General features: G+C 52.9%; 24 protein-coding genes. 14 read left to right on the forward strand and 10 right to left on the reverse strand.

Going from position 1 to position 19,714, the window contains the following annotated elements; genetic code table 11:
• Positions 1-95: 95 nt before the first annotated feature.
• From wrbA to IV433_RS17475, 3 genes are all read right to left on the reverse strand, one after another.
• On the reverse strand, positions 96-695 hold the full coding sequence (wrbA, locus tag IV433_RS17465; protein WP_195815214.1) for an NAD(P)H:quinone oxidoreductase: 600 nt from the start codon (positions 693-695) through the stop codon (positions 96-98).
• Between the two features lie 301 nt (positions 696-996).
• The gene (locus tag IV433_RS17470; RefSeq protein ID WP_195815215.1) at positions 997-1,569 is read right to left on the reverse strand and encodes a helix-turn-helix domain-containing protein; all 573 of its coding nucleotides are present in this window, start codon (positions 1,567-1,569) and stop codon (positions 997-999) included.
• 206 nt (positions 1,570-1,775) lie between these two features.
• Positions 1,776-2,018 (reverse strand): hypothetical protein, encoded by a 243-nt coding sequence (locus tag IV433_RS17475; RefSeq protein WP_195815216.1) that lies wholly within the window; start codon positions 2,016-2,018, stop codon positions 1,776-1,778.
• 343 nt (positions 2,019-2,361) lie between these two features.
• Here IV433_RS17475 and IV433_RS17480 point away from each other — a divergent pair, with 343 nt between their 5' ends.
• The 12 genes from IV433_RS17480 to IV433_RS17535 all read left to right on the forward strand — a co-directional run bounded on the left by IV433_RS17480 (position 2,362) and on the right by IV433_RS17535 (position 13,265).
• Complete coding sequence (locus tag IV433_RS17480) at positions 2,362-2,889, forward strand: fimbrial protein (protein ID WP_195815217.1); 528 nt, start codon at positions 2,362-2,364, stop codon at positions 2,887-2,889.
• Positions 2,890-3,008: 119 nt separating this feature from the next.
• Positions 3,009-3,566 carry a fimbrial protein gene (locus IV433_RS17485; RefSeq protein ID WP_195815218.1) on the forward strand — a complete coding sequence of 186 codons (558 nt, stop codon included), beginning with the start codon at positions 3,009-3,011 and terminating at the stop codon, positions 3,564-3,566.
• Positions 3,566-6,121: an outer membrane usher protein gene (locus tag IV433_RS17490; protein WP_195815219.1), complete on the forward strand. Its 2,556-nt coding sequence runs from the start codon at positions 3,566-3,568 to the stop codon at positions 6,119-6,121. The genes IV433_RS17485 and IV433_RS17490 overlap by 1 nt, the downstream gene beginning before the upstream one ends.
• Before the next feature lie 90 nt (positions 6,122-6,211).
• On the forward strand, positions 6,212-6,970 hold the full coding sequence (locus tag IV433_RS17495) for a fimbria/pilus periplasmic chaperone (protein WP_229893473.1): 759 nt from the start codon (positions 6,212-6,214) through the stop codon (positions 6,968-6,970).
• Positions 6,971-7,004: 34 nt separating this feature from the next.
• Positions 7,005-7,562, forward strand: coding sequence for a fimbrial protein (locus IV433_RS17500; RefSeq protein ID WP_195815220.1), 558 nt, complete (start codon positions 7,005-7,007; stop codon positions 7,560-7,562).
• Positions 7,555-8,109, forward strand: coding sequence for a fimbrial protein (locus IV433_RS17505; protein WP_195815221.1), 555 nt, complete (start codon positions 7,555-7,557; stop codon positions 8,107-8,109). Before IV433_RS17500 ends, IV433_RS17505 begins: the two co-directional genes overlap by 8 nt.
• A 10-nt stretch (positions 8,110-8,119) precedes the next feature.
• On the forward strand, positions 8,120-8,617 hold the full coding sequence (locus IV433_RS17510) for a fimbrial protein (RefSeq protein WP_195815222.1): 498 nt from the start codon (positions 8,120-8,122) through the stop codon (positions 8,615-8,617).
• Positions 8,618-8,625: 8 nt separating this feature from the next.
• Positions 8,626-9,159, forward strand: a complete 534-nt coding sequence (locus IV433_RS17515; RefSeq protein ID WP_195815223.1) for a fimbrial protein — start codon at positions 8,626-8,628, stop codon at positions 9,157-9,159.
• Between the two features lie 18 nt (positions 9,160-9,177).
• Positions 9,178-10,098, forward strand: a complete 921-nt coding sequence (locus tag IV433_RS17520) for a fimbrial protein (RefSeq protein ID WP_195815224.1) — start codon at positions 9,178-9,180, stop codon at positions 10,096-10,098.
• 20 nt (positions 10,099-10,118) lie between these two features.
• Positions 10,119-11,801 (forward strand): PglL family O-oligosaccharyltransferase, encoded by a 1,683-nt coding sequence (locus IV433_RS17525; protein ID WP_195815225.1) that lies wholly within the window; start codon positions 10,119-10,121, stop codon positions 11,799-11,801.
• Between the two features lie 392 nt (positions 11,802-12,193).
• Positions 12,194-12,553, forward strand: a complete 360-nt coding sequence (locus IV433_RS17530; protein WP_195815226.1) for a hypothetical protein — start codon at positions 12,194-12,196, stop codon at positions 12,551-12,553.
• A 52-nt stretch (positions 12,554-12,605) separates the two neighbouring features.
• Positions 12,606-13,265, forward strand: a complete 660-nt coding sequence (locus IV433_RS17535) for a DUF3313 domain-containing protein (protein ID WP_195815227.1) — start codon at positions 12,606-12,608, stop codon at positions 13,263-13,265.
• Positions 13,266-13,314: 49 nt separating this feature from the next.
• On the opposite strand, the gene IV433_RS17540 is transcribed toward IV433_RS17535, so the two are convergent.
• The 4 genes from IV433_RS17540 to IV433_RS26180 form a co-directional block, all read right to left on the reverse strand.
• Positions 13,315-13,842, reverse strand: coding sequence for a phospholipase D family nuclease (locus IV433_RS17540; protein ID WP_195815228.1), 528 nt, complete (start codon positions 13,840-13,842; stop codon positions 13,315-13,317).
• A gap of 42 nt (positions 13,843-13,884) precedes the next feature.
• A complete protein-coding gene (locus IV433_RS17545) occupies positions 13,885-14,118 on the reverse strand; it encodes a hypothetical protein (RefSeq protein WP_195815229.1) in 234 nt (77 codons plus the stop codon).
• Positions 14,115-14,531 carry a hypothetical protein gene (locus IV433_RS17550; RefSeq protein WP_195815230.1) on the reverse strand — a complete coding sequence of 139 codons (417 nt, stop codon included), beginning with the start codon at positions 14,529-14,531 and terminating at the stop codon, positions 14,115-14,117. The genes IV433_RS17545 and IV433_RS17550 overlap by 4 nt, the downstream gene beginning before the upstream one ends.
• A 67-nt stretch (positions 14,532-14,598) precedes the next feature.
• Positions 14,599-15,498 carry a YadA C-terminal domain-containing protein gene (locus IV433_RS26180; protein WP_229893474.1) on the reverse strand — a complete coding sequence of 300 codons (900 nt, stop codon included), beginning with the start codon at positions 15,496-15,498 and terminating at the stop codon, positions 14,599-14,601.
• A gap of 328 nt (positions 15,499-15,826) precedes the next feature.
• Between IV433_RS26180 and IV433_RS17560 the strand changes: the two genes are divergently transcribed.
• A complete protein-coding gene (locus IV433_RS17560; protein WP_195815231.1) occupies positions 15,827-16,153 on the forward strand; it encodes a hypothetical protein in 327 nt (108 codons plus the stop codon).
• 99 nt (positions 16,154-16,252) lie between these two features.
• Here the strand turns inward: IV433_RS17560 and IV433_RS17565 are convergent, their stop codons facing one another.
• Positions 16,253-16,567, reverse strand: a complete 315-nt coding sequence (locus IV433_RS17565) for an EthD family reductase (protein WP_326838663.1) — start codon at positions 16,565-16,567, stop codon at positions 16,253-16,255.
• Positions 16,568-16,731: 164 nt separating this feature from the next.
• Here IV433_RS17565 and IV433_RS17570 point away from each other — a divergent pair, with 164 nt between their 5' ends.
• Positions 16,732-18,078 carry a cation:proton antiporter gene (locus IV433_RS17570; RefSeq protein ID WP_195815233.1) on the forward strand — a complete coding sequence of 449 codons (1,347 nt, stop codon included), beginning with the start codon at positions 16,732-16,734 and terminating at the stop codon, positions 18,076-18,078.
• A gap of 72 nt (positions 18,079-18,150) precedes the next feature.
• Here IV433_RS17570 and znuB read toward each other — a convergent pair whose 3' ends face one another.
• Positions 18,151-18,936, reverse strand: coding sequence for a zinc ABC transporter permease subunit ZnuB (gene znuB / locus IV433_RS17575; protein WP_195815234.1), 786 nt, complete (start codon positions 18,934-18,936; stop codon positions 18,151-18,153).
• Positions 18,933-19,691 (reverse strand): zinc ABC transporter ATP-binding protein ZnuC, encoded by a 759-nt coding sequence (znuC, locus tag IV433_RS17580; RefSeq protein WP_104921747.1) that lies wholly within the window; start codon positions 19,689-19,691, stop codon positions 18,933-18,935. The genes znuB and znuC overlap by 4 nt, the downstream gene beginning before the upstream one ends.
• Positions 19,692-19,714 lie beyond the last annotated feature (23 nt).

Below are 19,714 nucleotides of genomic sequence, written 5' to 3' on the forward strand. Positions count from 1 at the left end.
GGTTTATTTGGAGATATAAAAAGTTCGCAGCACCGTGCTTACTCGTGATGGGAATTTAAGGCGCAAAGATTTGCGCCTTTTGCAGAGGTTACGCGTTAGCTGAACAATTTTTGGGTAATGGTGGCAACGTGTTTGCCCTGATGCACGGCAATTCGCAGCTCTTCTGCGCTTGGCTGACGTGAACCGTCGCCGCCTGCGATGGTGGTTGCGCCGTAAGGTGTGCCGCCACGAACCTGGGAAATGTCGAACAACTCAGGGGTGGTGTAACCGATTGGGACGATGATCATGCCGTGGTGGGCGAGGGTGGTCCAGGTTGAGGTAATCGTCATTTCCTGACCGCCGCCGGTACCGGTTGAGCTAAATACGCTGGCGACTTTACCGGCCAGTGCGCCTTTGGCCCATAAGCCGCCGGTCTGGTCGAGGAAGGTTCGCATCTGGCTGGACATATTCCCGAAACGGGTTGGTGTGCCGAGGATGATGGCGTCGTAATCGGCAAGTTCTGCCGGTGACGCGACGTCTGCTGTCTGGCCGGTTTTCCCGCCTGCGGCTTTAAATGCCTCTTCAGGAATGGTTTCCGGGACGCGTTTTACCGTGACTTCAACACCGGGAACGCTGCGGGCGCCTTCTGCAACACTCTGCGCCATCGTTTCAATATGACCGTACATAGAATGGTAAAGAACCAGTACTTTTGCCATTTTTAACTCCTCATGAGGTGGTGTTTGTTCCGTACTTTGTTCCGGTTTCTGGCCGGCAATACGGGCGAACAATCCGCTTAAAAATCCCACATTAACTCCTCCGCCAGTATGGCGGTTGTGGTGAGCAAGAGACTCCATCGTCTGCGCACAGGCAGTTAGTTACAAACGCAAATTTTTGAATAGACTCATCAATTAATTAGGGCAATGCGAAAACCGGGACGTGATAAGTGCGGCTCGCCGGCTGTTTGCGTCTCTATAGCGTAGGACAGATCGCCTGTTTACGCGGGCACACAAACCTGAATTAAAATCGCTCGGGGATTGAATTAACACTTTTCAGTACTCCGTTTTCGATCACGACATATTCGCCTTTCCTGAGTTCAGAAAGAATATGCATGACGGCACTGCGGGATGCCTGAACTTTAGCGCGGATAAAATTCTCGACAATAATCTGCTCACGAATGGATTCCGGTTTAGCCATCAGTTCATAAAGTTGCATGCGCACGGCTTCGTATATTCTGCGCGAATTGAGCCGGAATATGACTTCGGGGGCGAGGCTCGCGAGAAGTTGCATATGTCGCGCAAAAGGTTCCCAAAGATTTAATTCACTCAGCAGAATATCGAAGACATCGATATCGATAATGGCAATTTCGGCTTCCTCGAAGATTTTAATGACGTATAACGATTCAAAATCATCGGGGATCGGGATAATGCCCCGGATTGTCGGGGCCGGGATGTAATCAATCAAAATATCATCCGGTTGCCGGTGAATGGACACGGCACCCGTGCGGACGATGTAACATTTCGACTGTTCCTTCACGCTGCGCGTGAAACGGTGCCCGGCAGCATAGGTTTTGTATTCAAGCCAGGGGCTCATTTTTTGCAAAAGTATATGGCAGTAAGTGTTATCAACCATCGTGGGAGCAGGCGTGAATTTTTTAGTCATGAAGTTTCAAAATCTAGTGAAGACGAATACTTTAAGCGTAGCAACAGGCAGGGAGAATCACGAACCGCGGGCCTGAAATAGTGAAAATAAAGCCAGCGGGGAATCAACCGGAATAGCCATCAAAACAATTCGTTAGGCTAAACTGCGGTAAACCAGTGGGTGACCAGATCGATGCCAATATAAATCACTTCATGATCTTCATCGGACATCAGGGGAATGCAGGGATAAAAATCCGGCTTTTCCTCTTCCAGTAACGCCTTCACATCCCGGTCATCAAACATACTGAAGTCACACTGACTCAGGTACCACGTACTGAAATCATCAAAAGACGACAAAACCTGTACATCGTTTTTACTGTTATCTCTTTTATAGACATGCATATTTTCTCATTTTCCCGGTTCATCTGTTAATAAATAAAGCGCAATGCTTTTTTCAGAATACAGAGACGACGCAAACACGCATGTAAAATTCGCTCCAAAAATGGACTGAACTGATTTTGCCCGAAACAGTAACACTCATTACTATTTGCACATCGGATGGCTACTGAATTCCGAAGTGTGTTGTCCTGAATTAATTATCAAGGATGACGAAACCGCCTTTCATGATTTTTTAAAGCAATTCCAATAAACCGAATACGCATTTATTCGACGGATTATTAATGTGCTTTATTAAGTGATGAACGTTGTGCGGATATTAACTGAGAAAGACAAATAAAGGTTTTATATGAATATCCAGAAAATCGTTTTAATTTTAGCTATGGCTTCCGGTGTGGCAATGGGCGCTGCAAATGCGAAAGACCAGGGCCACGGCACAATCACTTTCACCGGTTCTATTATTGATGCGCCTTGCTCAATTACGCCTGAAAGCTCCGATCAGACTATCGACCTGGGTCAGGTTTCCAATCTGGCGCTGAAAGACGGCGGCCGTTCAATTCCGCAGGTTTTCACTATCAAACTGGAACAGTGTGATATCACGACGTCCAAAACCGTGACTACCACGTTTTCCGGTACCGCATCGTCTGCAAATAAAGACCTGTTAGGTCTGGCGGGTACGGCGAAAGGGGCTTCTATCGGCATCAGCACTACCACCGGTGATCTGGTCAAATTAGGCTCTGCGTCTCCGGCGCAGGCGCTGCTGACGGGCACCAATAACCTGTCCTTTGCCGCTTATCTGCAAGGCGACGGCGCGAGTGCAACTATCGTTCCGGGAAGCTTCCAGTCAGTGGCTAACTTCGCACTCGACTACCCGTAAGAAACTGAGCGGCGGATACCCCGGTATTCGCCTTCACGTCGCCATGCTGGTGCTTATTAAAGCCATACCAAAACGCTCAGCATGGCGTGTGTCAGCGATGTACAAACCCGGATTTTCGCATGTCATTAGCCTGCTCAATTTGCAAGAAAGCGCTGCCTTCTCTGCTGGCACTGTCCGCTCTGGGCGCGACCTTTAGTTTTGCACTCGCCTCGCCGTCTGCCCCTGAATTTGGTCACGTCCACATGCAGGGCAGCATCATCGATACGCCTTGCGCAATATCCACCGCAGACATTCATCAGAGCATCGAAATGAGTGTATCGACGGTTGGCGAGATGGTGCTTAACGGCCGGGGCTCACAAAAGGCTTTTTCACTGAATCTGGTGAATTGCGATCTGAATTCACACAGCCAGGAACAACCCGACAGCACGCATTTCAGCACTACGTTTGACGGGCCTTCTGATCACGGTTTGTTTCGCATCAGCGGTGCCGAAGGTGTCGGATTGCAGATCACTGACGCGCTGGGCCATCCCGCGACGCCGGGGCAGCCTCTCCCCTCAGGGGCATTAGTGCCGGGAACTCAGCGACTGGATTATATCCTGCGTCTGGTGAGTAACGATCAACCTCTGAAAGTGGGCGAGTATCACGCCATTTTGCGTTTTAAAGTTGACTACTTCTGATGATTTTAAAAGTGAAAAACCGTATTCCGTCCGCCAGAAACAGTCGGTTACCTGCACCTTTTTACGGGGTTTTATGCCCGATAGCCGTAGGTGTTCTGATGGCGCTGTTTCCGGTTCGCAGCGTCCTCGCTGAAGAGGCCGTGCAGTTCAACACCGATGTGCTGGATGTGAAAGAGCGCGCCAATATCGATCTGGGGCAGTTTTCTCAGCCGGGCTATGTGATGCCGGGGAAATATCAGCTTTCGCTGCACGTGAATAAATTCGATATCCCGGATCAGAGCGTTGAGTTTCTGGCTCCCGAAGGTGACCCGAAAGGCAGTGAAGCTTGTCTTACGCCGGAAATGGTCGGGAAATTTGGCCTGAAAGCGGCGACGTTAAAAGGGGCGACCTGGTGGCACGAAAACCAGTGCCTCGATTTGAAATCTCTGGATGGCATCACGGCAACCGCCGATCTCGGCACCGGCGCGCTGAACATCAACGTGCCACAAGCCTACATGGAGTACACGTCGGAAACCTGGGAACCGCCATCCCACTGGGATAACGGCATTGCGGGCGTGCTGTTTGATTACAACGTGAATGCGATGAACTCAAGCCAGAGCGACGGCGGGCGCAGCCGTACCGTCAGTGGCAACGGGACCACCGGCGTGAACCTCGGGCCGTGGCGTCTGCGCGCTGACTGGCAGGCGCAGTACAACAAGTCCACCGGCGAAAACAGCACAACGCAGAAGAACTGGGACTGGAACCGTTTTTACGCTTACCGCGCCGTGACGTCACTGCGGGCGAAAATGGTGCTCGGCGAAACGTCACTGAACTCCGCCATGTTTGACAGCTTCCGGTTTAGCGGTGCCAGTCTGGTCACCGACGACAACCAGCTGCCGCCAAACCTGCGGGGCTATGCGCCGGAAGTGGTCGGTGTGGCGAAAACCAATGCCAAAGTCACCATCAGTCAGCAGGGGCAGGTGTTGTATGAAACGACGGTCGCGGCAGGGCCGTTCCGGATCCAGGATCTGAACTCTGCGGTCTCCGGCAAGCTTGATGTGAAAGTCGAGGAGCAGGACGGCAGCATTTCTACTTTTACCGTCGATACCGCCAGCATTCCTTATCTGACCCGTCCGGGGCTGGTGCGTTACAAAGTCTCCGCCGGTAAGCCTGAAGATTACAGTCACCACATGCAGGGCCCGGATTTCGCCACGGGGGAATTTTCCTGGGGCGTCAACAGCGGCTGGTCGCTGTACGGCGGCGCGCTGTTAGCCGGAGATTATAACGCAGCGTCACTCGGTGTCGGGCGTGACCTGCTGGCCTTCGGGGCGATGTCGGTGGACGTCACGCAGTCGCAGGCTCAGTTACCGGATGAAGGCACTAAAAGCGGCAAATCTTTCCGTGTCAGTTACTCAAAACGCTTTGATGAGTACGACAGCCAGGTGACCTTCGCCGGTTACCGCTTCTCGGAAAAAAACTTCATGAATATGTCGCAGTATCTGGACAGACGTTACGGCGAAAACACCAGCGACGGCAGCGACAAAGAGCTGTACACCGTGACATTCAATAAGCAGTTCCGGCCGCTCAATATCAGCGCTTACCTGAACTACAGCCATCAGACCTACTGGGATCGCGATGCGACCGATACCTGGAACCTGTCGGTTTCTAACTTTTTTGACGTCGGACGCTTTAAAAACGTCAGCGTCAGCGTCTCGGCTTACCGCTCGCAGCGCGACGGATCCAACGACGACGGCATGTACCTGAGCCTGTCTTTGCCGTGGGGTAACGGCGGCAGCCTGAGCTACAACAGCCAGTACAGCGACGGCAGTAACAACCGTACTGTGGGTTACTACAACCGGCTGGATGAGAACAATAACTACCGCATTAATGCGGGCACGACTTCCGACGGGCAGGGCACCGGCAGCGGGTATTTCACCCACGACGGCGATAAAGCCAGCATGACCGCCAACGCCAGCTATACCGGCAGCGAGTACAACGCCTACGGGATTTCCATGCAGGGCGGTTTAACCGCCACCGCACAAGGGGCCGCGTTGCACCGGATCAGCACGCCTGGCGGCACGCGAATGATGGTTGATACCGACGGTGTGAGCGATGTCCCGGTCCACGGCTCCGGTGGCACGGTGCGGACAAACTCCTTTGGTAAGGCTGTTGTCAGCGATGTCAGCAGCTATTACCGCAGCAGTGTGAACGTTGATCTCGACAAACTGCCGGACAACGTGGATGCCACCCGTTCGGTGGTGCAGGACACGCTGACGGAAGGCGCCATTGGCTACCGCAAGTTCGGCATTCTGGCCGGGGAAAAAGCGATGGCGATCATCAGACTGGCCGATGGCAGCTCACCGCCGTTCGGCGCGGAAATCCGCAATAAGCAGGGCACGCAGACCGGGATCGTCGGCGAAAACGGCAGCACCTGGCTCTCCGGTATTCGTCCGGGAGAATCCATGGACGTCAGCTGGAATGACGCCGTGCAGTGTCGCATTGACCTGCCATCTCCGCTGCCTGAGCAGGGCAAAGGGCTGTTGCTGCCGTGCCGCCTGCTGAAAAAGAACAACTGACAACTCCGTGACGCAGGCATAGCGAAGCGCAATCTGGCCGGATGCCTGACTCCACACAACCTTTTATGACTCAGTGAAGTCTCTGTGAACATGACTATGAATATCTCAAAAAGCCGTATGAAAATCGCCCTGAGCGCTCTCGCTCTGATACTGACCGCCCAGCAGGCGCATGCCGCCATTGCGCTCGACAGAACCCGCGTGATTTTTAACGCCGGGCCGAAATCCCTCACGCTGGGTATCAGCAACCAGAATAAATCCCTGCCTTATCTGGCGCAGGCCTGGCTCGAAGATGCCGACGGGAAAAAAATTGAAGCACCGGTGATGGCGTTGCCGCCGTTACAGCGTGTGGAACCGGGAGCCAAAGGGCAGGTGAAGATCCAGACAACCGGTAGCCTGGCCGGATTGCCGCAGGATCGGGAATCGCTGTTTTATTTCAACGTGCGTGAAATCCCGCCAAAAAGCAGCAAACCGAACACCCTCCAGCTGGCGCTTCAGACCCGCGTAAAAATGTTCTACCGCCCGGAAACGCTGGAAATTAAGCAGGGTGACGATAATGAAGCGCAGAAAAAACTGACGCTCGTCCGCCAGGGCGACAGCTATCAGCTGACTAACCCGACGCCGTATTTTGTGACGATCGTTGCCGCGTCGGCGTCGGCAAAAGGTAATTCCGTCGACGGCTTTAAACCGGTGATGGTGAGCCCGAAAAGCAGCATTGCGCTGGGCGCTTCCGGCAGCGTGCTCGGCAGCCATCCGGTGCTGACGTTTGTGAATGATTATGGCGGTCGTCCGAAGCTTAATTTCAGCTGCAACGGCAGCACCTGTGCGGTCAGCAGCGTCACCGCAGGCTGATGAGCGGGCAATGCGCAGGATAACGGAGAGGGGTATGAGCAGAAAAAAAGTGGGGGCGCGGTATCTGGCCTGCGTGATGCTGACGGGCGGAATGCTGCTGTCGGCCAATTGCGCCGCAGGTAACCAGAACACCAGCGCAGGGGAGGGCGATCTGCAAATCCACGGCGCGCTGATGGAAGCGCCGTGCCTGCTGGAAATGCGCTCAGAGTTTCAGGACGTAAAAATGGACAGTTCGGTCATTGCCCACCTTCATAAAACCGGCGATACCGGTCAGCCGGTTCAGGTTACCTTTCGTTTGCTGGGTTGCCTTGCGGCTCGCGCGGGCATAAAGGAAATGCCCGTTGTGAGTTTCCAGTCACCGGCTGATCCGGATGAGCCAACGTTACTGCAAATTGGCGGTATCTCCGGCATTGGCCTGCGGATCCTCGATGAGCAGGGGCGGCAAATCATGCCCGGCGAACGGCACCGGCCACAGTTCAGCAGCACCGGTGGTAATACGCTGGTTTACAACGTGATCCCGGTGCGCACCCGCGCACCGCTGACCACGGGCCGCTTTCGGGCCACGGTAGATTTTCGGATGAATTATGAATAAGACGAAAGCAGGCATGTTATTTGCCGTCGTTACTTTGCTGACGCCTGTTTTTGGTGTGCAGGCAGCGCCCGGAAATACCGGCGATAACGACTCTATGGATATCAACATCACCGGCACGGTGGTGGCGAACGGTTCCTGCACCTTTAACCAGGGCGGCACGCTGAATGTCGATTTTGGCGAGGTGAAGCTGATGGCGTCGGGCACCGATACGGTGGAGCTTTCCGGAAATTACAGCAAACCGCTGGTTAGCGATTTCTTCTGCGACGGGGATACCGAGGGGTTGTTGCAGATGAAATTCACCTCCACCTCCGGCAGCTATGAAACCTATCAGGGTGCGCAGGTGCTGGCGGCGGATAAAGCGTTTATCGGGATTGAACTGCTGGTCAACGGCGCACCACAGAATATGGGTGAGTGGTTCACCATCGATCAGAACGCGGCTCCGGCGCTGAAAGCCCAGCTGGTTCAGCTGAATACGACCACCAGCGAAAGCATTGTCAGCGGTGACGTCTTCACCGCGTCCGGCACGCTGACAATGGCGTTTAACTGAGGTGCGCGTGATGAGAAAAACGGTGTTTTTATGCCTGCTGGCGGCATTGCTGATGCAGACGACGTACGCAGCGCAAACCGGCGACAGCGTGACGTACAACTTTAAAGGGCATTTTCTGGTGCTTCCCGCCTGCGTGATCAGCGATGACAAGGTGCTGGATATTGCCTTTAACACCGTCGGTGTGAAAAAAGTGGACGGAATGAACTACAAACAAACCATTCCGTACACCGTGGAATGCAAGGGCGAGCCGGATAATACGCCGCTGAACCTGACGGTCACCGGTACGGCAGAGAGCTTTGATGACGCGGCGGTGACAACGGACGCCGCCGGTCTCGGGATACAAATTCAGGCCGACGGCCAGCCGCTGAAACTGAATACGGCGAAGGCGACGACGCTCGGTGCGCTGAGTTCACTGGTATTAACGGCGGTGCCGGTCAAAGACCCGGCCACGGAACTGACGGCGCAAACCTTCTCTGCCACGGCGACGCTGAAGGTGGATTATCAATGAGAGGCCTGATGAAATTCTTTGTGTGCTGCGGGTTTGCCGTGGCGGTTGTGCTGATCGGTATATTGTTTATCACGCCGGTCGGCGCTGCCGAAAATAACCTGAAATTCAGCGGCACGCTGGTCAGCGACCCGTGCGAGCTGGATCCGGCCACCAGCGAACTGACAATAGATTTTGGTACGGTGATCAGGAAAGGGCTGTACCTGCACCCGCGTACTAACGCGAAACCTTTCACCATCAACCTGATTGAGTGCGACACCGCGCAGGGCGACCAGGTCACCATCACGTTCAGCGGTACGGAAAGCTCAGCGCTCCCGGGCACGCTGTCGGTCACCGGCACAACAGGCATTGCGATCGGGCTGGAAAACACAAACGGTACGCCGCAGGCACTGAACCAGCCAACGCCGGTTTATACCCTGGCTAACGGCACCAACAGTTTTACCTTACAGGCTTATGTGGCAGGTGAACCTGACGCTATACAGGCGCAGTCAATAACGACGGGTGACTTCAGCGCGACGGCCACTTTTGAAATGGCCTACCCATAACTTCAAATCAGAATACAGATGATGAAAATGAAAAGTTTAAATTTGGGACGATTATTCCTGCTTTTTATAGTGTTGATGCTGGGTGGACAGCAGGCGAGGGCAGATATACATGGTGTATTGGGAATTAATGGCCCCAATTCAGGTGCTAAATGTGCAGACAGTAAGTCGTGGTATTTATGGATATTTACTTCAGAAAAATTCCAAGTTTCTTCAGGGCCATGCTCCATAACTAGCGATGGTTATGTTCCCAAAACGGGAATGTATAAGGTAGAAATGATCATTAGGGACGTGAGTACAACTAGGTTAATTTATGATGCGTCGACAAATCCCTTTATGCTTGATGCTACAAAGACAATTGCGCAACAATCTGTTGCTGCATACGGATATTCAGATTCGTTCTCTTCGGTTTCGGCCGGAACAATTATATGTCAATATCTTGTAGATAGTGCAGGCCATAGGTATACCCCAATCGGTGGCAGCGGTGGTTGTAATGACGGAGATTCTTCACCTTTACCACCAACCCCGCCAATACCCGACACCGCCTGCACCCTTAACGACGGCAATGCCCTGAATGTGAATTTAGGTAACGTTGACCGTTCGCAGATGCCGACCGTTCCGGGTTCCGGTTCTATGCGCCATCTTCAGGTGCCGGTTGATTGTACCGGCGGCGATGTGACTGTGAATATGCAACTTAATTACACGCCGATTGTATTAAGCGCCGGACAGGTGATTAAATCATCATCAAACGGATTGGGGGTATCAGTGGTTTATAACAGCAAAATACTCTCTTCAACGGATATTACGCCGGTGACATTTACCACCGGTTCGAATTCTATGGATCTTGCGTTTCAGGCAGTGCGTGACCCGAGCGTTGAAATAAAAGATGTACCCACCGGGGCATTTACCGCGAGTGCCGTATTAGTGATGACTCAACAATAATTATAATTCTTGGAAAAATCATGTCAGAGCTGTTTCTATTTCCTTCTTTTTCAGATGAGCGCATTAATATCGGCGTGTCGTTTTTATTATTCCTCTGGCTCTGCGGCGGTCTGAATTTCGTATTACCGAATCACGGCGGAGCAGGGCTTTCATTGCCGCAAAATATACTGGCGTGGGCGTTTATGTCCGTTATTGCGCTGTGGTGTGTTTTTCATCTGACGAAACGGCGAACGGCTGCGGGCAAGTTAACACTTCCACCGGGCACCGGCCTGATAGTTGCCGGCGCTGTGCTCTGGTCTTTGCCGTTGTTATGGTCACCGCGTGCTGACTGGCAATTAAACGCGCTGCCTAAAGTTCTCGCGTTATGGGGAATGGTCGCATTTTACGTGCTGTTGTTATGCACCACGTCCTGCCGCAGCCTGCGTTCACGCTGGTTAATTATTCTGGTCATCGCCGCACTGTTGCAGGCTTTTCATGCGCTGTGGCAGTTAAAAGATTTTGCCGAATTACCACGCGGACGACCTTACGGCAGCTTTCAGCAAGCCAACGTATTAGCATCTTTCCTGGCCACCGGGCTTACCTGCGCGTTATGGCTTTTCTTACAGCAAGGCAAACGGCTGAGGCGAATGATTTGTGGCGCGGCACTGTTTGTTATCCCCGCCGTGATGGTGTTTTTACAAAGCCGGGCCGGGAATATCGGGGCGATCCTCGCCACGGTTCTGTTGCTTTCGCTGACTGTTACGCATAAGAAAAAGCAGGCAGCGCTGGCCGTTTTGGTCATGGCAGCAGGCACCGGAACGGGGCTCTTCTGGCTCTGTTACGGACATCTCTTTTTCCCGTTCTTCACGCCAGCCATAAAAGAAAGCTCCACACTTTCGCGCTGGAATATGGTGAAACTGACCTGGCAAATGATCCGCCTGCATCCTCTGGCCGGTAGCGGGTACGGCGGCTTCGAGGCGGTGTACGGCGCACTGGCAAAACTCACGGGGACGGGGCTGGATAACGATACCATTCAGTATCCACACAATGAGCTGTTATATGCCTGGGCCGAGGGTGGCTTAACGGCGGTTTGCGGGATTTTACTGATGATTGCAGGCGTGTTTAAACGTTTGTGGAGCGCAGGCGGCACGCGTTTCGTCGGCGTCGCGCTGCTGTTGCCCATCGCCGTGCATATGAATCTGGAATATCCGTTATACCAGTCCGCCACGCACGGGCTGACGATCATTATGTTGCTGGTAGTTTGCGGCGCGGCATCTGCGCGCAACAAAGAAGAAAGGCAAAATCTGCCCATACTATGGCGAAGCGCGGCCACGCTTATTCCGGTCGCGGTGCTGACGTTTATGGTTACCGGCCTTCAGACCCAGCAGCAATTAACCCGCATCGAGCAGCAGGGATTATTGCCATTTGTTTTCAACCAACAGGCGGTAACGGATTCATTACTGAACCCTTACAGCCAGTCTGGCCGGATCGATTTCGACCAGCATGTCGCATTATTACTGCGATTTAATCAGACGCAGGATCTGGCCTTACTCGAAACCTTCAGCGACTGGGCGGAAGACTATTTGCAGGTGCATAACGATCCGTCCGTGTATGCCAGTTTGCTGATGATACTGCGGGCGCAGCGTTTGCCGTCGGCGGAACGTATTTGCCAGGAGGCCAAAGGGCGCTGGCAATCCGACCCGCGTTTTATCTGCGATCAATGACAGCGGGTTAATTGCAATATTGACTCTGGAATTTCCAGTCTCAAATTGGACTGAGTATTGATTGAAGTGTTCCGGCTTTTATCGATAATCAGGCGTCCCTTATCAGAGCGCTCAGTATGAATAACATCAGTATCCAAAGTGATAATTATTATGTGAAGGAAGCTATCAGAAACATAATTAATGAATCCACGTTTATATCTCACGCCGGACAGTCGGTGGCGATATTTTTCTTTGAAAAGCAGTGGGTAACGCGTCATGAGTTTCACTCGTTATTATTATGCCAGGCTGACAGAGTTCTGATTATTGGCTCAGACGTAGTGCTGTCCTTTATTGAGAAGAATATTTTAATTAAGAATATCTGTCTCTTATCCAGCAAGGCGACGCTGAAAACCATGAGGACTGCGCTGAAAAATTTTCTTAACGGTGTTTACTCCGTATTGCTGCAATATCCGGAACCGCCACAAGAGGCCTATAAACTGACGGAGAAAGCCATCAGAATTATATCGTCATATTTATCAGGCGTGCCCCTGGCGGCCATTTCTAAAGCGGAAAAAATTAACGCTAAAACGTTATACGCCTACAAATCAAAAGTGATGGCAGAAAAGGGGCTGATCTCTTCATTAAGCCTGGTGAATCACTGGAAAATGGTGCGGCTGGCTGAAATCTATCTGGAGAATATTACGCCCGCGCAATACCTGAAAAGCGAGAAGCGAAGCGCGCAACCCACGCCGTATGCTTATCAGGTTTTGTGACGCCAGGTTCTTTTACGCATAAATTTTTACTTTCAATTTCTAAGGACAGGAAATGCACACCTTGCCCAAACTGATGGCGGTCGCCGGGATAGTCATGTTGTCCGGCTGCACATCAAAAATCGCTGAGCCTGAAAAATATTCCGGCTTCCTGCAGGATTATTCAGGGCTGACTGAAGCGGCGTCGCCGTCAGGAAAGCCGGAATTACGTTGGGTTTCACCTCAGTACGATCCGAAAAATTACGACAGCATCGTGTTCACGCCGGTGACGTATTTCCCGCAGCCTTCGCCAGCCTCACAGGCCAATGCGCAAATGCTGGAAACCATTCGTGCGTACACGGAAAGCCAGCTCAAAGCGGCGCTGGCGGCGCACAAAACGCTGGCAATCTCGCCGGACGTGCACAGCCTGATTTTCCGCGGGGCGATCACGCATGTGGACACGAATAAAGAGGGGCTTCAGTTTTATGAAGTCCTGCCGGTCGGTTTGCTGATCGCGGGAGCTGAAGCGGCTTCCGGGCATCGGACAATGAATACCCATCTGTATTTTGAAGCGGAGCTGATTGATTCCACGACTCAACAGCCCGTGATGAAAGTGGTGCGAAAAGCGGAAGGAAAAACGCTTTCCAATGAATCAAAACCGGTGACGCTCGAGGCGCTTAAAGAAGCCATAGACGCGATGGCCTCGGACGCTGCCGACATCCGTTCGGCAAGCTGACCCGCCTCCCGGTGTAATGCACAATGCCCGGCGTTGTGCATTACACCCCTCAGCCATTCTTCCCGATCAACACTTCTGACAACGCCCACCGGCTGGCAAAATGTTGCTGAAACTGTTTCGTCACGCCGGGCATGTCGCGCAGGATCACCACGTTTTCGCTGTTAGCGGTTTCTGCTGTTTGCGAATAATTGAAGGAGCCGGTTTCAACGGCGTTGCCGTCGGCGATGATCACTTTGTCATGCTGGATGTGATAGTGCTTATCGACACGCAGCTGGATGCCATGTGCCGAGGCATCCGCAATATTGTGTAGTGCTTTCGGGTTATGCATATTCTGACGGTTATCGACAATAACCTGCACCGAAACGCCACGGTCGGCGGCGGAATCCAGCGCGGCAACGACGTCATGCGCCGTAAATTCGTAGGCCATCATTTTGATGCTCTTGTGCGCATGGTTGATCAAATCCAGAACCAGCGCGCGGGCGGAGCCTTCAGGCGAAAACCCCACCTGAACCGTTTGTGCCTGAACGCTGCCCGCGAGAAGGGCGGTCACGGCGAGACATTTTATCCACGTTTTCATTTCTTCAGAGTCCCCTGGCGAGCTGCGAATGAATTGTGTGAATCATTCGCAGGTGCTTTTCTCGGTTTCCCAGCTGACCAGAACGGCCACTTCATCGGGCTGGGCGATAAATTTACTGAGCGTCGCGGTATGCCCGTCTTTCATCATGACGGAAATGGCGACGCCGGTGACGCCGTCGGCCAGCGGCGTTTCCTCGACACGTTGTAACATCTTCAGGCAGGTATATTGCTGCGCCGGATGTAAATGTCTGAACTGATCGGTGTGGTGTTTTTTCATACTGCGGTCCTGCCGTAGATCTGCCCGTTACGCATCAGCACCACTTTATGCGTGCGCTTGTAATAGATCGCCGTAAAAATCCCTTTGCGGTAAACCTGAGCATCCGCGTTATCTTCATCCAGTGCCGCCGCGGTGCTTTCGATGTATCCCTGCTTATCGCCGGGAAAGATTTTGATGTCGATACCCTTGATCCTTACATGCACAACGCGTTTGGCGGTCTGCGCATATTGCTTTGCCGAGTTCTCCATCGCCTGTTTCATGGCGGTGGTTTCAATCGCCGTCTGGCGGTTTTGTTCCACGATATAACAGGCATCTTTAGAAATACCCTGCGCCCGGCAATCCGCCATCCGCGAGGCCTGAGTGGAACAACCGGCAAGAAGAACCAGTGCGGTGATGATAAAAATTCTTTTCATAAATTGACCGTTAAATGGTTTAGCACAATGCCGTGGCTGACGCCGCCAGCCACGGATAATTGAGTGATTACCAGCCCACGCTTACGCCCGCGCCGTAACCAACATTGCTTTGCGAGTCATCGGAAACGGACATTTTGACGATAGTCGCCTGCCCGGCATGGAATGATGCGCCAACGGAAAGCGCATTTTCGGAGTCGTAACCACTGATGCCCGCGCCGACCGCAAACTGTTGTGATTCCTGAACCTGCGGAATGTTGGCCTGCGCCATCGCAGAAGCAGAACCCGCCGCGGCTTCTTTTTTGTTGTCATCAACCTGGGATTTCAGATCACTGAATTTCTGATTGGTGTATGACTCTGATTCAGACAGAACCTGTTTATCCGCCTGAAAACGCGCATGGGATTCAGACAAGACTTCAGCGTGATTCTGTTCAGCTTGTGCGTTCAGTGCGGTGATTTGTTTGTCGTAATACGCGGAGCGGACTTGTTGCTGGACAAGAGTTGAAGTTGTCTGTGTAACATGGTCAGGTTGAGTTTGCTCAATGGTGCTATCAGGCAACACTATTTTAACTTCTGGAGGGGTGATGGTCTGTTCAACTGGGTCAACTTCGGTTTCAGGCGTGTGCGCTGGCGTTTTGACCGGGGCTTTTAATTCCTGACGCAGCGACGGGTTGGCTGTAAAGACATCTTGTTGTTCATCGTAGGACAAGTTTTCCCACGAATTCAGAACTTTTGGGTTATTAGTGCCTAATTCGTAAACCTGACTCAGGAATGACTGACTGTCGGAGTCCGCAGCAACAGCCGGAACCGATGCTACTACAGTGAAAGCCATCACAGCGACAGTTGCTAAAACACGGCGAATGGTCGACGCCGATACTCCGAAGTAACGCGCCAATTCCGTTTTGTTATGATTTCCTGCGATGTAAGCATTTACGATCTGAGTATTACGGTCTGTTGCCTGAGCTTTCATAAGTTTTTTCCGACATTAAAATAAGTATCTAATAGCGACAAATAATGGCGTTAACAGAACGGTATTTTTGTCTCTTGGCGGAAATCATACATACGATGAATGTGACTTGTTTCACAAATTCATGGTCATTTGACTTACGTCAAGAAACGTAAAGTTAAACCGCTACATGAATTTGTTTCACTTAGCGCGCTTATTTGTAGCTGTCAGACACAGTTTTATGCCTCTAAAGGGGTAAGAATTAGGATTTTTCGTAGCGATTAGCGACGCAATGAAATACCTACGAGATTCCTGTACAATGTGTGAGGTTTTAAATTCGGGAGATAAGGCTATGGCAGATAACGCAAATGAGTTTCTGGACTACGTGCAACGATTGAATATCGATCAGCCTGCGTTGTGTATCCTGCTTGGATTGCCCCGCAGTACGTTAAATAAGTGGATCAACGGCACCGTGACGCAAATTCCTCAGGTGGCAGTGACGGCGGTGAGAATGCTGTGGTTCATGCGCGAAAGCGATGAGGCCCTGTTCGAAAAATGGGCGATGGTGCAGGATTTTGGTGTGACAGCTGAGTATGCGGTGAACGATAAAGCGCAGGTGTTTCTGCATACCATTAAGCGTGAACCGAGTGCGCCGATTAAAAGATTACTGAGTAAATAAGTTTTCAGGCCGGAGTAAAAGGGCGCAAAAGCCCGTTAAAAAAGGCGATAGACCTGCTGAGGTTTATCGCCTTTTTTATTTATGCGTTGAGGGAATTGTTCAGATAACAACCTCAAAAATCATCTTAACCGGTTCGATATTGGTGAAGTTCGCCACGTCTGCCACAAAGTCAGCGGCGTTGTCTTTCATGCCCTGTTCGAAATCTTCCATTGATTTGCAGTAAATATGGCATGCGGCGATAAACGGGGCGTCCGCCGGAGCATTTCCGGGGATTTTGTCGATGGCATAAGAATGGCAAAACGCGCCCATGCGGCTTTTAATCAGCGGCAAATGCACGTCACGGTAATAGGCATGATCAAAGGTTCCGTTTTTGATGTTCGGGTATAGCACGCTGTATTTAATCAATTTTTTCACCTTCGTTTTTAATATAACTCTTCACAATAATCGTCAAAACAATCGTCAAAACAGAAAAGGAGTCTAGCGCATGGTCTGCGCCTGTGCCGCGCCTTTTGTGCCCGATAACGTCTGAATTTCGCGATGTACTACGCTTAGACGATGGCATTTTAAAAGGATGAAACATGGGTTTTTTGGGATGGACCGCCGCAGTTGGCGGATTATTGTTAATTATGTCTCTGGCGTCGGGATGGATTTCCCGCGGACCGGTGACGACTTTTGGATTGTATCTGGCGGCGGGCGTGGTGTGCGGCCCGTGGGTTCTTGATTTACTGCACGTTGATCTGGTGGAGTATTCAACGCTGACCGCGCGTTTTACCGAAATCGCAATGGCGGCTTCGCTCTTTATTACCGGCCTCAAACTCCGGCTGCCTTTCCGTTCGCAAAGCTGGCGTGTCGGCGCGGTGCTGGCGTTTCCGGCGATGCTGCTGACCGTGCTGTGTGTCACTGTGATTACGCATTACATCACCGGAATGTCCTGGCCACTGGCGCTGGCGCTGGGGGCGATTATCGCGCCGACGGATCCGGTTCTGGCGAGCATGATTGCGGTCAATGATGCGAATGACGACGACGGCCTGCGGGTTGCGTTGTCGAGCGAAGCGGGGATGAACGACGGCTCGGCGTTGCCCGTTCTGATGCTGGCGTTAATGTTGTTTACCGCGCACGAACGGTTGTCGTCTGAAGCTATCTGGCACTGGGCGTGGCGCGATGTCGTCTGGGCGCTGCTCGGCGGGCTGGGTATCGGTTTTGCGATGGGTAAACTTGTCGGGCTGAGCGCCACGCGTTTTCACAGCAGACAACGCACGGTTGCACCGAGTGATTTTCTGGCGCTGGCGCTGATTGCGCTGAGCTATGCCGCCGCGCAGAGCCTTGATGCGTCCGGCTTTCTGGCGGCTTTTGCGGCGGGTGTCGGTTTGCGCAGCGCCGAGGTGCGGGTGGTTTCGCTGCATCCGCCGGAAGATCTGGAAGAAGGGCGGCGGCCACCGCCAGCGGAAGGGATGGTGAATCCGCATCAGCGCCACAGCATGCAGGCGGAAATGCCGCAAAATTCTATCGGGCTGATGGTTGGCGATGCGCTGTCATTCGGCGATACCATCGAACGGCTGTTTGCCGCCGGGATTGTAATGGTACTGGGGATTACGCTGGCGGAGCACTGGGAGCCGATGGGCCTGCTGATCGCCGCCATACTGTTTAGCGTGATCCGCCCGCTGGCCGTGTATCTCACGACGCTGGGCATCCGCGTCCCGCACGGACGGCGGCTGATGATTGGCTGGTTTGGTATCCGCGGGATCGGCAGTATGAATTACATCGCTTACGCGTGGACGCACGGACTGCACGGCGCGGAAGCTAATTACATGACTAACATTGCGTTTACGGTGATTGTGGCCAGCGTGGTTATCCACGGACTGACGGTGTCACCGGTGCTGCACTGGCGTCAGGCGAGGCAGGCGGCGAGGGCGCAAAAAGAATAATGTAAGAGGTATAAATGAAAACGGACGCTCAGGGCGTCCGTTTTTACAGGTATTTTTGCAATGATATTGCCGTCAGGCGATCTGCTTTTTGCCGAGACTGAGCATAAACAGCACGGCGGCGGAAAGCACCACGGACGGGCCTGCCGGTGTGTCGTAGAAAGCTGAAAACGTCAGGCCCGCGGTGACGGCGATAATGCCAATCACAATGGCGACTGACGCCATCTGTTCCGGCGTTTTCGCAAAACGGCGCGCCGTGGCGGCCGGAATAATCAGCAGCGACGTGATGATCAGCGCCCCGACAAATTTCATCGCCAGACCGATAGTCAGCGCCGTGACCAGCATCAGGATGATCCGCGAACGTTGCAGGTTTACGCCATCAACATGCGCCAGTTCCGGGCTGATAGTCATGGACAGCAACGCCCGCCACTGCCAGCAGAGTACCGCAATCACGATGGCAACGCCGACGGCAATCATCCAGATATCGCTGTACGTGACCGAGAGCAAGTCACCGAACAGATACGCCATCAGATCGACGCGAACGCCGGACATCAGGCTGACCACCACCAGGCCGAGTGATAATGCGCTGTGCGCCATAATCCCCAGCAGGGTATCGACGGCCAGATGCGGTTTGCGCTCCAGCGCCACCAGTAAAACCGCCAGCAGCAAAGTCACGGCGATGACGGTATAAAACGGATTGACGTTGAGCAGCAGGCCAAACGCGACGCCGAGCAGGGATGCGTGAGCCAGCGTATCGCCGAAATAAGACATACGCCGCCAGACGACAAAAGAGCCCAGCGGACCGGCGGCAATCGCCAGCAAAACCCCGGCGATCCAGCCGGGTAATAACAGCGCGATCATGCGTCACGACCTCCGGTGTTGCGCAAAATAATCTTCCCTTTTAAGTCGTGGCGATGATTATGGTTGTGACGGTAAATCGCCAGTTGCTCCGCGCCCCGGTTGCCAAACATGGCAATAAATTCAGGGTGCGTGGACACCACCTCCGGCGAGCCGGAACAGCAAATATGCTGATTCAGGCACAAAACTTCGTCGGTTTTTGCCATCACAAGGTGCAGGTCGTGCGACACCATCAGGACGGCGCAACCCAGTTCACAGCGCAGGTTGTCGATAAGGTTATACAGCGCAACCTGGCCGTTGACGTCAACACCTTGCGTCGGTTCATCAAGCACCAGAAGCTGCGGGCTGTTGAGAAGCGCACGCGCCAGTAAAACGCGCTGGTTTTCACCGCCGGACAGTTTCTGCATCGGCTGATCGAGAAGATGCGCCGCCTGAACGCGTTTCAGCGCAGGCAAAATGTCACTTTTTTTCACGCCGGGTTTGAGGCGCATAAACCGGCTGACGGTCAGCGGCATCGTCGGATCAAGATGAATTTTTTGCGGAACGTAGCCGATGCGTAAACCCGGCTCGCAGGTCATCGTGCCTTCGGTTGGCGCAATCAGGCCAAGCACAACGCGCACTAACGTTGATTTTCCTGCGCCGTTCGGGCCAAGCAGGGTCAGTATTTTTCCCGGTTGCAGGCTCAGCGAGATGTTGGACAGCACGCGGCGAGAACCGAAAGTTACCGAGATATTTTGAAGCGTAGCTAATGTGGGCATGTCATAGGGTCTTGCAGAACAAA

It is taken from the genome of Rahnella laticis (assembly GCF_015644585.1).
GTDB lineage: Bacteria > Pseudomonadota > Gammaproteobacteria > Enterobacterales > Enterobacteriaceae > Rahnella > Rahnella laticis.

What these genes read in the sequence shown, in the direction of transcription:
- wrbA (WP_195815214.1), bottom strand. Translation starts at nt 695, where the DNA reads ATGGCAAAAGTACTGGTTCTTTACCATTCTATGTACGGTCATATTGAA.
- IV433_RS17470 (WP_195815215.1), bottom strand. Translation starts at nt 1,569, where the DNA reads ATGAGCCCCTGGCTTGAATACAAAACCTATGCTGCCGGGCACCGTTTC.
- IV433_RS17475 (WP_195815216.1), bottom strand. Translation starts at nt 2,018, where the DNA reads ATGCATGTCTATAAAAGAGATAACAGTAAAAACGATGTACAGGTTTTG.
- IV433_RS17480 (WP_195815217.1), top strand. Translation starts at nt 2,362, where the DNA reads ATGAATATCCAGAAAATCGTTTTAATTTTAGCTATGGCTTCCGGTGTG.
- IV433_RS17485 (WP_195815218.1), top strand. Translation starts at nt 3,009, where the DNA reads ATGTCATTAGCCTGCTCAATTTGCAAGAAAGCGCTGCCTTCTCTGCTG.
- IV433_RS17490 (WP_195815219.1), top strand. Translation starts at nt 3,566, where the DNA reads ATGATTTTAAAAGTGAAAAACCGTATTCCGTCCGCCAGAAACAGTCGG.
- IV433_RS17495 (WP_229893473.1), top strand. Translation starts at nt 6,212, where the DNA reads ATGACTATGAATATCTCAAAAAGCCGTATGAAAATCGCCCTGAGCGCT.
- IV433_RS17500 (WP_195815220.1), top strand. Translation starts at nt 7,005, where the DNA reads ATGAGCAGAAAAAAAGTGGGGGCGCGGTATCTGGCCTGCGTGATGCTG.
- IV433_RS17505 (WP_195815221.1), top strand. Translation starts at nt 7,555, where the DNA reads ATGAATAAGACGAAAGCAGGCATGTTATTTGCCGTCGTTACTTTGCTG.
- IV433_RS17510 (WP_195815222.1), top strand. Translation starts at nt 8,120, where the DNA reads ATGAGAAAAACGGTGTTTTTATGCCTGCTGGCGGCATTGCTGATGCAG.
- IV433_RS17515 (WP_195815223.1), top strand. Translation starts at nt 8,626, where the DNA reads ATGAAATTCTTTGTGTGCTGCGGGTTTGCCGTGGCGGTTGTGCTGATC.
- IV433_RS17520 (WP_195815224.1), top strand. Translation starts at nt 9,178, where the DNA reads ATGATGAAAATGAAAAGTTTAAATTTGGGACGATTATTCCTGCTTTTT.
- IV433_RS17525 (WP_195815225.1), top strand. Translation starts at nt 10,119, where the DNA reads ATGTCAGAGCTGTTTCTATTTCCTTCTTTTTCAGATGAGCGCATTAAT.
- IV433_RS17530 (WP_195815226.1), top strand. Translation starts at nt 12,194, where the DNA reads ATGAGGACTGCGCTGAAAAATTTTCTTAACGGTGTTTACTCCGTATTG.
- IV433_RS17535 (WP_195815227.1), top strand. Translation starts at nt 12,606, where the DNA reads ATGCACACCTTGCCCAAACTGATGGCGGTCGCCGGGATAGTCATGTTG.
- IV433_RS17540 (WP_195815228.1), bottom strand. Translation starts at nt 13,842, where the DNA reads ATGAAAACGTGGATAAAATGTCTCGCCGTGACCGCCCTTCTCGCGGGC.
- IV433_RS17545 (WP_195815229.1), bottom strand. Translation starts at nt 14,118, where the DNA reads ATGAAAAAACACCACACCGATCAGTTCAGACATTTACATCCGGCGCAG.
- IV433_RS17550 (WP_195815230.1), bottom strand. Translation starts at nt 14,531, where the DNA reads ATGAAAAGAATTTTTATCATCACCGCACTGGTTCTTCTTGCCGGTTGT.
- IV433_RS26180 (WP_229893474.1), bottom strand. Translation starts at nt 15,498, where the DNA reads ATGAAAGCTCAGGCAACAGACCGTAATACTCAGATCGTAAATGCTTAC.
- IV433_RS17560 (WP_195815231.1), top strand. Translation starts at nt 15,827, where the DNA reads ATGGCAGATAACGCAAATGAGTTTCTGGACTACGTGCAACGATTGAAT.
- IV433_RS17570 (WP_195815233.1), top strand. Translation starts at nt 16,732, where the DNA reads ATGGGTTTTTTGGGATGGACCGCCGCAGTTGGCGGATTATTGTTAATT.
- znuB (WP_195815234.1), bottom strand. Translation starts at nt 18,936, where the DNA reads ATGATCGCGCTGTTATTACCCGGCTGGATCGCCGGGGTTTTGCTGGCG.
- znuC (WP_104921747.1), bottom strand. Translation starts at nt 19,691, where the DNA reads ATGCCCACATTAGCTACGCTTCAAAATATCTCGGTAACTTTCGGTTCT.